Annotated in this window: 9 protein-coding genes, 1 tRNA gene and 1 pseudogene; 5 read left to right on the top strand and 6 right to left on the bottom strand. The window is 69.6% G+C overall.

Annotated features, from left to right (window positions below; genetic code table 11):
* Positions 1–11: 11 nt before the first annotated feature.
* The 3 genes and pseudogenes from ABZU76_RS14530 to ABZU76_RS14520 all read right to left on the bottom strand — a co-directional run.
* On the bottom strand, positions 12–941 hold the full coding sequence (locus tag ABZU76_RS14530) for a TetR/AcrR family transcriptional regulator (protein WP_354869307.1): 930 nt from the start codon (positions 939–941) through the stop codon (positions 12–14).
* Positions 878–1,126 carry a helix-turn-helix transcriptional regulator gene (locus ABZU76_RS14525; protein ID WP_354869305.1) on the bottom strand — a complete coding sequence of 83 codons (249 nt, stop codon included), beginning with the start codon at positions 1,124–1,126 and terminating at the stop codon, positions 878–880. Before ABZU76_RS14525 ends, ABZU76_RS14530 begins: the two co-directional genes overlap by 64 nt.
* 2,053 nt (positions 1,127–3,179) lie before the next feature.
* Positions 3,180–3,533: pseudogene (locus tag ABZU76_RS14520) on the bottom strand (ATP-binding protein); the annotation flags it as partial.
* A gap of 386 nt (positions 3,534–3,919) precedes the next feature.
* Between ABZU76_RS14520 and ABZU76_RS14515 the strand changes: the two are divergent.
* The 3 genes from ABZU76_RS14515 to ABZU76_RS14505 all read left to right on the top strand — a co-directional run bounded on the left by ABZU76_RS14515 (position 3,920) and on the right by ABZU76_RS14505 (position 7,219).
* Positions 3,920–4,858 (top strand): LysR family transcriptional regulator, encoded by a 939-nt coding sequence (locus tag ABZU76_RS14515; RefSeq protein ID WP_354869008.1) that lies wholly within the window; start codon positions 3,920–3,922, stop codon positions 4,856–4,858.
* A gap of 146 nt (positions 4,859–5,004) precedes the next feature.
* On the top strand, positions 5,005–5,787 hold the full coding sequence (locus ABZU76_RS14510) for a maleylpyruvate isomerase family mycothiol-dependent enzyme (protein ID WP_354869006.1): 783 nt from the start codon (positions 5,005–5,007) through the stop codon (positions 5,785–5,787).
* 778 nt (positions 5,788–6,565) lie between these two features.
* Positions 6,566–7,219: an isochorismatase family cysteine hydrolase gene (locus tag ABZU76_RS14505; protein WP_354869003.1), complete on the top strand. Its 654-nt coding sequence runs from the start codon at positions 6,566–6,568 to the stop codon at positions 7,217–7,219.
* A gap of 139 nt (positions 7,220–7,358) precedes the next feature.
* Here ABZU76_RS14505 and ABZU76_RS14500 read toward each other — a convergent pair whose 3' ends face one another.
* The 3 genes from ABZU76_RS14500 to ABZU76_RS14490 all read right to left on the bottom strand — a co-directional run bounded on the left by ABZU76_RS14500 (position 7,359) and on the right by ABZU76_RS14490 (position 8,810).
* Positions 7,359–7,673, bottom strand: a complete 315-nt coding sequence (locus tag ABZU76_RS14500) for a hypothetical protein (protein ID WP_354869001.1) — start codon at positions 7,671–7,673, stop codon at positions 7,359–7,361.
* A 134-nt stretch (positions 7,674–7,807) separates the two neighbouring features.
* Positions 7,808–7,881, bottom strand: a tRNA-Ile gene (locus ABZU76_RS14495).
* A 716-nt stretch (positions 7,882–8,597) separates the two neighbouring features.
* On the bottom strand, positions 8,598–8,810 hold the full coding sequence (locus tag ABZU76_RS14490) for a hypothetical protein (protein ID WP_220242519.1): 213 nt from the start codon (positions 8,808–8,810) through the stop codon (positions 8,598–8,600).
* 146 nt (positions 8,811–8,956) lie between these two features.
* On the opposite strand from ABZU76_RS14490, the gene ABZU76_RS14485 reads away from it, so the two are divergent.
* Positions 8,957–11,518: a LuxR C-terminal-related transcriptional regulator gene (locus ABZU76_RS14485; RefSeq protein WP_354868998.1), complete on the top strand. Its 2,562-nt coding sequence runs from the start codon at positions 8,957–8,959 to the stop codon at positions 11,516–11,518.
* Positions 11,519–11,629: 111 nt separating this feature from the next.
* Complete coding sequence (locus ABZU76_RS14480; RefSeq protein ID WP_354868994.1) at positions 11,630–14,038, top strand: LuxR C-terminal-related transcriptional regulator; 2,409 nt, start codon at positions 11,630–11,632, stop codon at positions 14,036–14,038.
* Positions 14,039–14,072 lie beyond the last annotated feature (34 nt).

The following is a 14,072-nucleotide window of genomic DNA, read 5'->3' as shown; positions in this document are numbered from 1 at the left end:
GGAAGCGCACGCTACGAACCCGTCTTGCGCGGCTTGCCCTTCTTACCCGTGGCCGCGTTCGCCTGGCCCCCGGGCGCCGCCTTGGCCGGCCGGCGGGTACGGGGCCCGGCTCGCACTCCGGATAGGAAGATCTCGGCCATTGCCGCACCCACTTCGTGGCCGGTCAGCCGGCCACCGGGCGAGAACCACCGGTGGGTCCAGTTCACCGCTCCGGCGAGCGCGAAGATCAGCATCGCGGGGTCCAGGCCCTCGCGGAACGCACCCTCGGTGAATCCGTCGTCCACGATCCGGTGCAGTGCGCTCTCGAACCGGTCGCTGAGGCGCTTCAGCTCTTTGCCGGCCGGCGTACCGTCCCCGGGAACCTTGCGCATATCCTCCTGGATATACACGTACATGTACGGGTAGTGCTGTTCGTACAAGTCCATCGTGGTCGCCAGGAGCCGTTCCAGCCGCGCTGCCGCCGACTCGCCGGAGCCGGCGACTTCTTCGGCCGCCTCGACGACCTCGGTCACCGCCGACTGGATGAGGTCGATGAAAATCTCGTGTTTGCTGCCATAATAGTAGTAGACACTGGCGCGGTCGCCACCGAAGCGCGCGGCAATGTCGTTGACGCTCGCGGCCTGGAAGCCCTTCTCTTTGAACACCTCGGCCGCCCCCGACAGCAAGCGCAGGCGCCGCTCGTGATAGCCCGGGCCGGACTCTCGCCGCGCATGCGAGCGCCGATGGCCAATGCCACTCACGAACCACTCCCTACGTCGCCGACCGCTCTCGGCCGTGCATGCTATCAACGCTTGCGCCGGCACCTCTCGACGGAGCGTAGTGGCCGTCTTGAGTAGGGCGAACGTGTCTGGCCTCCCATCGCCGATATCTGGCCGGTTCAGAAGCGAAGCTGCCGTCGGGAGGTGACGTTGAGTTTTTCGTAGATCCGGCCCAGATGCCATTCGACGGTGCGTGGGCTGATGAACAGGCGGGCACCGATCTGGGAGTTCGACAGACCTTCTCCGGCCAGGCGGACGATCTGGGTCTCGTGTGCGGTCAGGCCGCTGCCGTGGTCGGGTGGGTGGCGGCGTAGCGTGCCGCCGGCGGCGCGGAGCTCGCGGGCCGCGCGTTCGGCGAACGCTTCCATCCCCATATCGGTGAACATCTCGTTGGCGGTGCGCAGCTGCTCGCGCGCATCGGTGCGGCGGCGCTCGCGGCGCAACCATTCGCCGTAGAGCAGGCGGGAGCGAGCGGCCTCGCCGCGCATCCGGGTGCGTGACAACCGTTCCACGGCTTCCCGGTACGCGGCTTCGGCTCGCTCGTCCGTGCTCAGCAAGGCGCGGGCACGCCTCCATGCCCAGACCCCAGTCGCTGCCGGCCGCCTGGGTCGTCTCGGCGAGCCGGTCGAAGGCGTCGGTCGCCGAGTCCCTGTTCGCGCCGCTCCGGACGCTGGCCTCGATCAGTTCCCCCAGAAGCAGCCACGGCTCGACCCCCATAACGGCCGGCTGGCGCCGTGCCTGCTCGGCCGCGCTCAGCGCTTCGGGGTAGCGGCTCAGGCTGTTGAACAGCACCGCCCGCGCGGTCCCCAGGACGAGGAGCCCGAATCCTTCTCCGCGCCGCAGTGCTTCAGCCTCGGTCGTGCGGATCAGATCGAGGGCCTCGACCTCGCGCCCTCGCCACGCCGCCAGCTGCAGTGCTCCGTACGGGGCGGTCGGGAGTCGCATAGCGTCGGTGAGCTCGGCCAGCTCACCGCACAGGGCCGCGGCTCGCGTCAGGTCGCCGGAGTACACGTGGGCGCCGATCTGGGAGGTGAGTGCCAGCGGCAACGTGTTCAGCGCGCCTTCCTCCCACGCCAGCTGCACGTGCCGGAGCGTGTCGAGCGTCTGTTCGTCCCACATGTGGCCCGCCATGATGTGCACCAGCCACAAGCAGTGCTGCTGCTGGGGCGAGACCACCGGCCCGCGCGACGCATCGAGCGCCCGCCGCAGGGCCGGCAGGGCCGCCACGTAGCCCTGGGTGAACCGGATCGCGAGGCCGTCAAGCAGGAGGTCGGCCAGACCCGGCGGTTGCGGTGACGGCGGCGCGGCACGCACCGCCTCGGCGACCCCACGCAGGCTGCCGGTCGTGGCCAGGTCGCCGGCGAACATCGCAGCGAGCAAAGCGTCGAGGTAGGTCTCCCGCGCCAGTTGCACGTCCAGTCCCTCGAGCTGCCGCGCGGCGGCGAACAACAATTGCAGCGCTTCCCGGCCGCGATTCACGGTCAGCGAGATCTGCCCGCGCAGGAGGTCCACCCGCGCGCGGGCCCGTTTGTCGAGCGGACCGGCTTCTGCGATCGCCACGAGCCGCAGCGCGTCCTCAGGCACCCCCGCCACATGCGTGACCAGTGCCGCGTTGAGCGCGCGTTCCGTGCGGACCTCCGGGTCCCCGGTGAGCTCGGCTGAGCGTTCCAGCATGGCCGCGGCCGACGCCATCCCGCCCCGGGACTGCGTGCGGCACGCGAGGAGTTCGAGTTCGTCTGCCACCGCCTTGTCTGCGCCCACGGCCGCCTGGGCAGCGTGCCAAACGCGGCCGTCCGGGTCGTCGTCGGGGCTGAGGGCGCGGGCAAGCGCCGAATGAGCACGACGCCGTTGAGCCGTGCTCGCCGCCTGATAGATCGCCGAGCGGACCAACGGATGACGGAACCGGACGTGACCGCCGACCTCGATCAGCCCGGCCTCGACCGCCGGCTGCACCGACTCGGCACCGATCCCCAGCACAGCGGCTGCCCGCCACAGCAAGACCGGATCGCCCTGCGGTTCGACCGCCGCGATGAGCAGCAGATCGGTCGTGTCCTCGGCCAGATCGGTGAGCCGCTCCCGATAACGCTGCTCGATCCGGCCCGGGATCGTGGTCGCCCCGGCAAGGGTGAATCCCTCGGCCAGGTCCTTGGGACTCAGCCCCTTCGGCAGCTCCAGCAGGGCCAGCGGGTTACCGCGCGTCTCGGCGACGATCCGGTCGCGAACCCGATCGTCCATCGGCAACCGAAGGACCGAGTCGAGCAGTTCCCGGGCGGCCGCGTGCGGCAGGCCTTCGACGACGACCGACGTGAGACCGGCGAACTCCCCTGCCCCGGCCGCCTCCCGCGCGGCGAACACCAGCCCGACAGACTCCGTGCCCAGCCGGCGGGCCACGAACCCCAGGATCTGGGCCGAAGCGGCGTCGAGCCACTGCGAGTCGTCGACGACACACACCAACGGCCGGTCAGCTGCGGCCTCGGCCAAGAGACCGAGCACCGCCAGGCCGACCAGGAACCGGTCGGGACGGCTGCCCGACTGCAGCCCGAACGCCGTGCGCAGAGCGTCCCGCTGCGGGCCACTCAGAACGTCGACCAAGTCGAGCAGCGGCGCACACACCTGGTGCAACGCCGCGAAAGCCAGCGCTATCTCTGACGGCACGCCGTTCGCACGAATCACACGCATGCCCAGTGCACGCTCGACGAGGTACTCCAGCAGCACAGTCTTGCCGACGCCCGCCTCACCGTGGAGCACCAGCGCACGGCTCCGGCCCGCTTGCACCGCATCCAGCAGCCGGTCCAGGATCTGGCGTTCCTCACGCCGGTCCAGCACGCGACCTTCACTCCCCCGCTCACTGTCCGCGCCGGCCGCGGCGACCAGCTCCCGCCCGGAGGAAAACCCCCGGACCCGGCCCGCCACTGCACCCGTCCCGTTCGCTCACGGCTCGGGCGTGGCCAACCTCGGCACCCGGCTCCGCAGGGCACGCTGAGCGTCATGAGCGAGTCAAGAGTACATGGAGATCTCTGCGTAGCCAGTCAACACCAGTGGTGAAACCACGCAGCAGCAGCGATCCTGGGTATGATTCACGCAGTGCGGCGGGTAGGCTCTCGGCGACAACGCATAGAGTGCGGTGACGACTTGGCGATCTAGACGAACTTCCACACGACTTGAACCTGATCGTCGGGCGCGTTTTGGCCCTTGGCAGTGCGAAGAGGAACGTGGAAATCAGGGAGATGCGCGCGTTCGTAGCGGTCGTCGAAGAGGGCGGCCTCTCCGCGGCCGCCCGGCGACTGCATTTGAGCCAGCCTGCGGTCTCACAGACCGTCCAGACACTGGAGCGCCAATTCGGTGTGCAGCTGCTCGTCCGTAGCAACTCGGGCGTGAAGCCCACTGAGGCGGGCCGGACGCTGCTGACCGAGGCCCGTACCGTGCTCGCGCAGCATGATCAAGCGATGGCAGCCCTCGCCCGTGAGGTTTCCGGCAGCAGCCTGCTCCGGATCGGCATACCACTGGAGCTGCCATCGGATCTGCTGTCGCGAGGGCTCGCCGACCTAGGCGGCGCATTTCCTGGCACCCGAGTGCAGGTCGTGCATGCGACAACGACCGGCCAGCTCGACTTGCTGCGGGCGGGCGAGCTGGACCTCGGGTTGCTCCGCGAGCACCCTGCCGGCCTGGAACTCGACGCGATGCCAGTGTTGGAGGAGAAGCTGGGCGTCCTGCTGTCACAATCAGACGCCGCCAAGCTCACCGGACCCGGCGGCGTACGACTCGAGTCCCTGACGGGGCTCACCTGGATCGGCTTCCCGCGCGAGGGCAGCCCGGCCTGGTACGACGAGATCGTCGCGATCTTGCGCTCGCACGGTCTCGAAATCGATGCAGAACCGGTCACGAGCCCGGTGCTGATCGCCGAACTCAAGTTCGCCGCGGTGAGCGCAGGTGGCGCTTTCGCACTTGCGCCGACGAACTGGAACCACCCTGTGCCCGAGCAAGTCCGCTGGTGCCCGCTGGTCGGCGCGCCGATCGTGCGCCGAACATGGGCAGTCTGGCCAGCGTCGTCACACCGGCGCGACCTCGGGCATCTCGTAGCCGCGCTGGAGGCACTTTAGACTACGTCGGCAACGCTGACCTCACCTGGTTGCTCCCATGCACGCCAGAGCAGGTTTCCGGGCTCCCGCTTTCGCTTATGGGCGCTCTCATCGACTCAAATGGCCGATGAGGACGATTCCTGGCTCCGAGGGGCTTATCTGGTGGCATGACTTCCACTCAAGCCTGGATCGCCGCGCTGGACACAAGCTCGGAGCGGTTGCGCAAGACGGTGATCGACCTTCCCACGGACACCCTCGACCGGCCGTCGTTCGCCGGTGGCTGGAGCATCTCCCAGGTGCTGTCCCACCTGGGAAGCGCGGCGGAGATCTGCACCAAGCTGGTCCAGCGCGGAATCGGCGGAGACACCAACGGGCCGAGCGCCGAAGACGTGCAGCCGGTCTGGCAGCGCTGGAACGCGATGCCATCCACCACGCAGCGCGAGGCGTGGCTCGAAGCCGACCGGCGCCACCGTGACCTGCTGCTGTCGCTGGATGCGCAGCAGCTGGACTCGACGCGAGTGCCCTATTTCGCGGGCTTGCTCAGCGTCGCCGAATACGCCGGTTACCGGCTGTCCGAGCACGTCCTCCATGCCTGGGACATCGAGGTCGCTCTCGACCCGTCGGCCGGTCTGCCCAGGGGCGAGACCGACCTGCTGTGGCAACGGTTGGACCTCGTCGTCACGCGGTTCCGCAACGCCGACACACTGGCACGGCTGGCGCCCAAGGAGCTCACCGTCGAACTGACGGACCGGGGCCGCACACACGGACTTAGCGTCGGCACCGAGCTGCACCTCTCCGAGAGTGCACCCGCCCTGCCGGACGGCACAATCTCGGGTCCCGCCGATGCCCTCCTCCGGCTCGTCTACGGCCGGTATCGCGCCCAAGATGACGTGACGGTGCGCGGTCAGGTCACGCTCGCTGATCTGCAGGAGCTGTTCCCCGGTTTCTGAACCCGTCGGACAGAAATCGACCCGGGAAGGGTGACTTGTCCCGTCACGTCGGTGAGCGAACGCAGTCTGAGGACATCCCCGACGAGCCACCGTGGCGCGAGCAGAAAACATGGAATCGACGCCTCAGCCCCTTCCCGCGCGCGCCGGTTGTCGAAGACCATCGCGTCTTCGACAACCGGACACCTACCACAACTCGGCACCAGCTTGAACTCGGTCTACGCTCGTTACGGGCTGACAGGTAACACCGCGCGCGCCCTCACCAGCTCGAGGACAGCATCTGATCGCGCCCGGCTCGGCGCTGCCGCATCTGCTGGCGCGTGCCTGCGAGTGATGGTTCGCATCTGCACGACCCCGAGGTCTTCGGCCAAAACGACTAATACGGACACTCCCCGCCCGGGAACGTCGACACGGGGGACGCACTATCACCGCCACAAGTGGCGTCGAGCGATGATCGCGCCCGCCTCATAGCACGCGTGCGCGGCGAGGTACATCGCCTGGCCGGCATGGTCAGTTCGCCGAGCTGTAGCTCACAGTTGTCACTCACGACGTGTCGAGCGGAAAACTGCTGCCTCAGGCTGGAGTCCCACCAGTCGTCGGGCGCGGTTCGCCAAATCTGTATCGATGCTCGTTCTGCACGACGGTAGCGCAATACCGGATCGGCGCATCAGGCAGGCAGCAACCGGTATTGGCACTGCAGGCGGGGTGAGTTCTAGCCTGTCAGCTCAAAAGTGGTACAGATCGGCGCACGTCAGCGCTGCCGCCCACCGAGGAGTAGTTTATGCCATACAAGGTCGAACACATCGATCCTGCTCGCACTGCGATGATCGTCGTCGACATGCAGAATGACTTCGTCGCCGATGGGTCACACCTGCAGTCCAAGCAGGCACTCGCGATGGTTGACAGGCTTGTTGAGATGCTGGACTTCTGCCGCACAAAAGGAGTCAAGGTCATCTACACAGCCCATGTACATCGCAGCGATGGATCTGACATGGGGCTGTATGACGACCTTTTTCCACCGATCGCCAACCGAAACGCCTTGATCGCCGGCAGCACGGGGGCACAGATTATTTCCCGCCTGGAGCCCCACGATGGTGAGCATGTGATCGAGAAACACCGCTACAGCGGCTTCTACGCGACCGACCTTGACCTTATTCTCCGAGAGTGGAAAATCGACACCGTCGCCATAGCGGGAGCTACCACAGAGAACTGCTGCCATGCGACAGCCAGAGATGCGCTATTCCGAAGTTACAAAGTTGCATTTTTGTCAGACCTCACCGGAACATTCGACTACCCCGACCTCGGCCAGGGCGGCTTCTCCGCCGATGACGTACATCGCCTGACACTATCCGTACTCGCCTTCTCAACCGCTGACGTAATGACGTCGACTGCGTTTCGCACACTAGTCAGTTCCGGCGCCACAGTGGACCGCTGATCTATTGCCGATCCTAGGTTCAGCGCCTCCGGCTGCACAGAAGAACTGAAAACCTATGACGGCCGTCAGATGGTAAATCCGCATTGCAAATATTGCGCTTGACCATACCAATCAGAAGATTGATGATGAAAATCAAATTTCACAGTATATGACTGAGAAGCGCGCCGCGGCCAAATAAAGTTCCGCAGGAAGAGGTAAACTCACCGGCACACAAATGAGGGCGTTCCCGGAGGTGCTCGAAATAACGTTTTAGTTCCCGACAGCCAACCTCCAGGGCCAGCATCGACATGCTCTCGTCGTCGAGGAAATTCACCAGCATCGCAACGCTGTCGAGGTACGCATCGATCGTCGAGTCGGCCCGGTTCTTGGCCCTCAGATGCGTTCTCCAGTCCCCGACGAGCGCTCTGATGTCCTCGGGGTCCAGCACCTCCTCCGGTGCCTCAGCGACGGTCATGTGATCAGTCGTACCCGGATAATCCCTTGGGTTCCAAGCGCTGTGCTAGTTGTTGACCAGTCGCCAACAGAGCATTCAAGATCAACTATTGAGGGCATCTTCGCAGGTCATAGCCGCAATGCGAGATGGAAAAGTGGGCCGGGTCGGGCTCGAACCGACGGCCAAGGGATTATGAGTCCCCTGCTCTAACCAACTGAGCTACCGGCCCCTCGCTGACACCCAGTTTGCATTAGCACATGAGCCCCAGTTCGCTCCAAAATATCACAGGGCCCCGGGTGAGCCGGCGGAGTACGCCGAACAGGTTGTGGTTGTGCCATGGAGTGGGACGCGTCGGCCAGGTTGCGGGGACGTCGCCGCCACGACCTCGCCCTGGAGGGTTGAGCAATGGGTGCCGCCGCCGTCCGCCGAGGCCGTGGATGGTTCGGCTGGCCCTGGTGGACGCGTTGGCCGTCGAGAGCGCCGTCGGGTTTCTGGGGCGGCACTACCGGGACGCTCTGGTCGAGCACGCTGGAGTGATCAGTCTCGGTGTGCTGGTCGTTGCCGCGGGGGGTTCTGGTGCGGCTGGTGGCGCGGAACCCGAGGAGGGCTTCAGGGCGAGTGGACGCGATTCTCGTGGACGAGCTGCCGAGGAGGCCGTCGCCTCGACCGCGCTGAGTGCGCAGCCGAGCTGAAGCAGACAGGTCAGCTGCCGCCACCCGCGATGGTGACCGCGCAAACCTCGTTACCGTCCGTGACGCACTGGGCTTCGGCGGCTTGCCCGAGCGGGGCCGGCGACAGGCCTACCGCGATTTCCTGCCTGATCTGGCGAATTTCCCTTCGCGAGGAGTGAACCGGTATGTCGCCACTCCACCACGGGCTGTCAGCCGGGAACGCGAAGCTCACCCGAACGCCGTCTCGCGTGAAAAAGCCGTGCCCCCGGGAAAATCACGGGACTTGGTGCATGGAAACCACGTCGAGGCCCAGGACGCGGAACAGGCTCAGCAAGCGGTGCAGGCGTTCCTCGTCGGTGACGTGGCAGTAGATGATCGTTTCCGGTGGGGCGGCGGCGACTTCCAGCTCGCCGAAGTCGACGACGGCGTGGGCGGCGCGGTCGGACAGGCGGCCGGAGACGCGGAACACGTAGCTGGACTGCGACACCTGAGCCTCCCGTCTGGCCCTTCGAGCGCCCCTCGCCGCCACGGTCGCGCGTGCGCAGGTGGGCGTCCTCGCCCGTGCCGGATGAGCTCGTGTTCGGGCGGTGGGCGTGCGACAGTGGGTGACGGCGGGGTCGGAGGGAGAAGAGGGTGTCCCACAAGGAAATGCCGCGTGTGCCGCGGCGCAAGAGGAGTGTGCCCGAACTGCCGCACGGGTTCGTGTCCCGGCCACGGCTGCTGAAAGCGCTCGATCGCGCGGCGCCGGAAGCCGCAACGATGGTGTGCGCGCCCGCGGGGTCGGGCAAGACTTTGGTCCTCGCGGAATGGCTGCGGGGCGGCGGACTCGGTTCCGCGGCCTGGCTTTCGCTCGACGCCGCCGACAACGACGAGCACCGGTTCCGCTCCGGTCTCCTCGACGCGCTCACCCCGGCGGCGCCCGGACTGCACGATTTCGACGCGGGCAGCCCGAGTTTCCTGGCCGACCTCGTCGACGCCCTCGACACCCTGCCCACGCCGCTGCGTCTCGTCCTCGACGACGTGCACGAGCTCGTGGCGACGGAACCGTTGCGCGACGTGGAACAGCTGCTTCGCCTGCGCCCACGCGGGTTGCGGCTCGTGCTGTCGACGCGCTGGGACCCACCGCTCCCCCTCGCGCGCCTGCGGTTGTCCGGCCGGCTCGTCGACCTGCGCTCCGACCACCTGCAATTCCGCCCGGACGAAGCCGCGGCACTGCTGGCTTCCGAAGGCGTCGCCATCAGTCCGGAACAGGTCGACCGGCTCGTCACGCGCACGGAAGGCTGGGCGAGCGGGCTGCGCCTGGCGGCCGAATCCCTCAAGGGTGGCGCGGAGTTCACCGGCACCGACCCGACGGTGAGCGCCTACCTCGTCGACGAGGTTCTCGCACCACTGTCCGAAGAGGAGCGTCAGTTCCTGCGCGAGATCAGCGTCTGTGAAAGAGTTTCCGCCTCGCTCGCCACCGCGCTCTCCGGTCGCGCCGACGCCGGCGAGCTGCTGGCCCGGCTGGAACACCGCACGGCGATGCTGTTCCGCGCCGGTGCCGGCCGCCGGATCTACCGCCTGCACACGCTGTTGCGCGCCCACTTGCTCACCGACCTCATGCTGCGCACCCCCCGCCGGGTGCCCGCGCTGCACCGCCGCGCCGCCGAGTGGCTGCGCGCGCGCCACCAGGCCGGCGACGCCGTCTCGCACGCGCTGGAGGCCGGCGACGCGGCACTCGTCGCGGACCTCCTGCGCCGCCACGCGCTCGACCTGCTGCTCGCCGGCGAACACGACGTGCTGCGCCGGGCCCGCGCCGCGCTCAGCGACGACGTGGTCGGCGACGACCCGTGGCTCGCCCTCACCGGCGCCCTCGAGCATCTCGACGCCGCCCGCCCCGGCGCCGCGCGCGCCCAGGTCACGCTCGCCGAACGCGCGTGGCCCCGCGAGCCTTCGCCCGAACTTCGCGCGTTGCGCGGGCTCGTCGACTCCCGCTTCGCCCACGGGGCGGGCTCCCTCGAAGGCGACATCGACGCCCTCGCCGAGCAGGGTTCCGCGCTGAGCGCCATGACGCTGCTGGAGTCCGGCCAGGCGCTGCTCGCCGCGGGCCGCGCCGTCGAGGCCCGCCTGCCCGTGGCGTCGGCGCTGGCCTTCGCCCGCGCACACGGCCACGGGCACTTGGAGCAGCAGTGCCTCACCGTGCTGGCCGGCGTCGCCGCGGCCACGGGTGACTTCCGCGCCATGGCCGCCCTCGCCCGCGCCGCCGACGAACTCGCCGAAACCCACGGCTGGCGCGACACCGTGGCCGGCGCGAAAACCTCGCTGATCCTGGCCTGCGGAGCGCTGCTGCGCGCCGACGCCTCCGCCTGCCTGGCCCAGGTCGACCGCGTCTCGGGCGTGCTCGCCACCGCCGAAAGCCTCGGCCACGGCGGCCTCACGTTGCTGACCGCGACGCTCGAAGGGACCGCGCGCTTCGACGGCGGGCAGCGCTCGGCCGGGCTGCGCCGCATGACCGACGCCCGCATCGCCGAAGGCCCCGCTCCCCTGCCCGACGGCATCGTCGCCCTCGCCGCAGTGTGCGAGCACGACGCCGCCACGCGCCTCGGCCGCGGCGAAACCGCCCGTGACGTGCTGGCCTGGGCGCGCGAACGGATCCCCTCGGCCGCCGAGATCCTCCTGGTCCGCGCGAGCACGCAGGTCGTGCTCGGCCGCGACGGCCACGCGCGCAACCTGCTGCGCCCGCTGCTCGACGGCGCGATCGACCCGGTGCTGGCGTGGACGCCGGTCACGGCCTGGCTGCTCGAAGCGGAAATCGCCCTGCGCTGCGGCGAGGACGCCCGCGCGCGGCGCGCCGTCGCGAAGGCGCTCGGCCCGGCCGAACGGCTCGGCGTGCTGCGCCCGCTCGTCACCGCCGCTCCGGAGGTACTCGACCTGGCGCTGCTCGACGTGCCCGGCGGCCGCTGCTTCACCACCGACCTGCGCCAGGCGCGCGCCGTCCGCGGACGGCAGCCCGACGCCGTCGCGCTCACCGAGCGTGAGCGGACCGTGCTGCGCCTCCTGCCGACAGTCCGCTCACTCGACGAAATCGCCGGAGACCTCATGGTGTCGCCCAACACCGTCAAAACACACGTGCGAGCTCTGTACCGGAAGCTCGGCGTCGGCTCGCGACGGGAGGCCGTGCGTTCGGCCGTCCGGCGCGGTCTCGTGGACAGTTAGTTGGGACGTTCGGCCCTTACCTGGGCACAGCGACGACCTACGGTCGAAGGCGTGGGTGGAGCCGGCCGGTCGGGGACCAACCGGTGGCGGGTACCGGGCGCGAAGGTGACAATGCCCTTGCTGCCACCGGATTTCGTGACGCGCCCACGACTGCTCGACGCCCTCGACGCGGCCGCCGGCAGCTCCGTCACAGCCGTCTGCGCGCCCGCCGGCTTCGGCAAGACCGCGCTGCTGGCCGAATGGGCCACGACCCGTCCCGTCGCGTGGGTCTCGCTCGACGCGGAGGACAACGACCCGCGCCTCTTCTGGTCCGCGATCCTCAGCGCGCTCGACAAAACCGTGCCCGCCGGCAGCCGGGTGCACAGCGTCGCGGCGCCGGAAGGCGAGAGCCGCGCCGATTTCCTCGCCGAGCTCGTCGACGCCCTCGACGCCTTGCCCGCCCCGGTGCGCCTGGTGCTCGACGACTTCCAGGAGATCGTGGACGCCGGCCCACTGCACGACATGACCAGGCTCATCCGCACCCCGCCCGCCGGGCTGCGCCTCACGCTCTCGGCGCGCGCCGATCCCCGGCTGCAGCTCGCTCGCCTGCGGGTGCAGGGCGACCTCGCCCGCGTCAGCGCGGACGACCTCCGCTTCACCACCGCGGAGACTGCGCAGCTACTGCGGGTCACGGGCGTGCGCTGCGGCGAGGACGACGTCCGCCGGCTGGTCGAGCGCACGGCGGGTTGGACCGCCGCCGTGCACTGGGCCGCGGTGTCGCTGCGGACCGTGGCCGACGTCGACGCCTTCCTCACCCAGCTCGACGGCGACGACCGCTCCGTGGCCGGGTTCCTGGCCGACGAGGTGCTCGCCCGCCTGCCGGAAGGCGCGCCCGAGCTGCTGCGCCGCATCAGCGTGTGCGACTCCGTGCCGGCCGCGCTGGCCCGCGAGCTGGCCGCGCGCGAAGACGCGGGCGCGGTGCTCGCCGAGCTGGAGCGGCACACGTTCCTGGTCGCGCGCATCGACGACCCCAGCGCCTCCTACCGCGTGCAGCCGCTGCTGCGCTCCTACCTGCGCGCCGACCTCGATCTGCGCTACCCCGGCCTCGCGAGCGAGCTGCACGCGACGGCCGCACGCTGGTTCGCGAACGAGGACCACATCGGCGAAGCCCTCGAACACGCCGTCGCCGGCCTCGACCGCGACGGCATCGTCGAGCTCCTCCACGCCCACGCCGTCCCGTGCCTGCTGGCCGGCGACGACGACGCCGTCCGCGAAACCCTGGCGCACCTGGGTGACGACGTCGATCCCGGCCTGCGCGCGGCCCGCACGCTCGCCGCCGTCCAGAGCGGCGACCCGGCCGAACCGTCCGACGACCTCCTGCTCGCCCGCCACCACGCGCTGGCCGAGGGCCACCGTCCGGACGGGCCCGCGCCGACCGAGCCGGGCACCTGGGCGGACCTCGACCGTGCGTGGTCCTCGCTCTACCGCGGCGCGTGGCGCGACGCCACCACGCGCGTCCGCGACGCCCTCGACACCGCACGCGGCGACGGCCAGGACTACCTCGTGCTCCACGGCCTGGCCGCGCTCGCCGTGGCCGGCGCCTTCGGCGGCAGCCAGGACGCGGCCCGCGCGGCCTGCCAGGAAGCCGTCGAACTCGCCATCCGGCACGGCTGGCCGCGGTCGCCGTGGCTGGCCGTCTGCCGGCTCGTGCTCGCGTGCGACCACCTGCTGCGGCTCGATCCGGCCGCCGCCGCTCGCGAAGCGCGCGACGCGGCCACGCCGCTAGGGGCGTTCCTCGACGGCGCGGCGCAGTTCGACGGCGAGGACCGCCGCGACGGCCTCGAGACCATGCGCCGCGCCCGCCACAACCTCGGCGAGCTCGCCGCAGGCCCGGCCGCGCTCGTCGCCGTGCTGGAGCACCACGCGGCCGTGTTCCTCGGGGAACCCTTGCACGCCAACGAAGTGCTGCTGTGGGCCCGCGACCACCTCCCCCACACGCGCGAGCTGGACCTCATGCAGGCGTGGACCCACCTCGCCGCCGGCCGGCTCGACGACGCCGCGGCCGCGGTGCGCACCCGCCGCGCGGCACTGCTGCCGACCACCCCGGTCGACGCCGAGCTCACCGAAGCCGCGCTCGCCCTGCGCGCCGGGCGCCGCACCGAGGCGCTGCGGACGCTGGAACACGCGCTGGGCCTGGCAGTGGGCGGTGATTTCGCACGGCCGTTCGCGCTGGCCGACCCGGCCGTGCAGCACCTGCTCGTGGACCACTCGGGCGGCTTCGGCCGGCTCGACGGCTTCGCGGCGTCGGTCCGCGACCGTCTGCGCCGCTTCGACCCCGCGCCCGTGGACGACCGCCTCACCGAGCGCGAGCAGGTCGTGCTGCAGCGGCTGCCGTCGCAACGGTCACTCGACGAGATCGCGGCGGACCTGACCGTGTCCGTGAACACTGTCAAGACCCATGTGCGGGCGATCTACGTGAAGCTCGGCGTGACCAACCGCCGCGACGCCGTCCTCGTCGCCCGCGAGCACGGTCTCGCGTGAGGCTTCATCCGCGACAGATGAGGCCGTGCCCGCG

The sequence above is a fragment of the Amycolatopsis sp. NPDC005232 genome (assembly GCF_040607795.1).
GTDB lineage: Bacteria > Actinomycetota > Actinomycetes > Mycobacteriales > Pseudonocardiaceae > Amycolatopsis.
The sequence above is the reverse complement of the archived record's forward strand: the minus strand, read 5'-3'. Positions and strand labels throughout refer to the sequence as shown.

Excerpts from the sequence above, each read along its gene's own strand:
- ABZU76_RS14530 (WP_354869307.1), bottom strand. The coding sequence starts at position 941 with ATGGCATCTGGGCCGGATCTACGAAAAACTCAACGTCACCTCCCGACG.
- ABZU76_RS14525 (WP_354869305.1), bottom strand. The coding sequence starts at position 1,126 with ATGGAAGCGTTCGCCGAACGCGCGGCCCGCGAGCTCCGCGCCGCCGGC.
- ABZU76_RS14510 (WP_354869006.1), top strand. The coding sequence starts at position 5,005 with ATGACTTCCACTCAAGCCTGGATCGCCGCGCTGGACACAAGCTCGGAG.
- ABZU76_RS14505 (WP_354869003.1), top strand. The coding sequence starts at position 6,566 with ATGCCATACAAGGTCGAACACATCGATCCTGCTCGCACTGCGATGATC.
- ABZU76_RS14500 (WP_354869001.1), bottom strand. The coding sequence starts at position 7,673 with ATGACCGTCGCTGAGGCACCGGAGGAGGTGCTGGACCCCGAGGACATC.
- ABZU76_RS14480 (WP_354868994.1), top strand. The coding sequence starts at position 11,630 with ATGCCCTTGCTGCCACCGGATTTCGTGACGCGCCCACGACTGCTCGAC.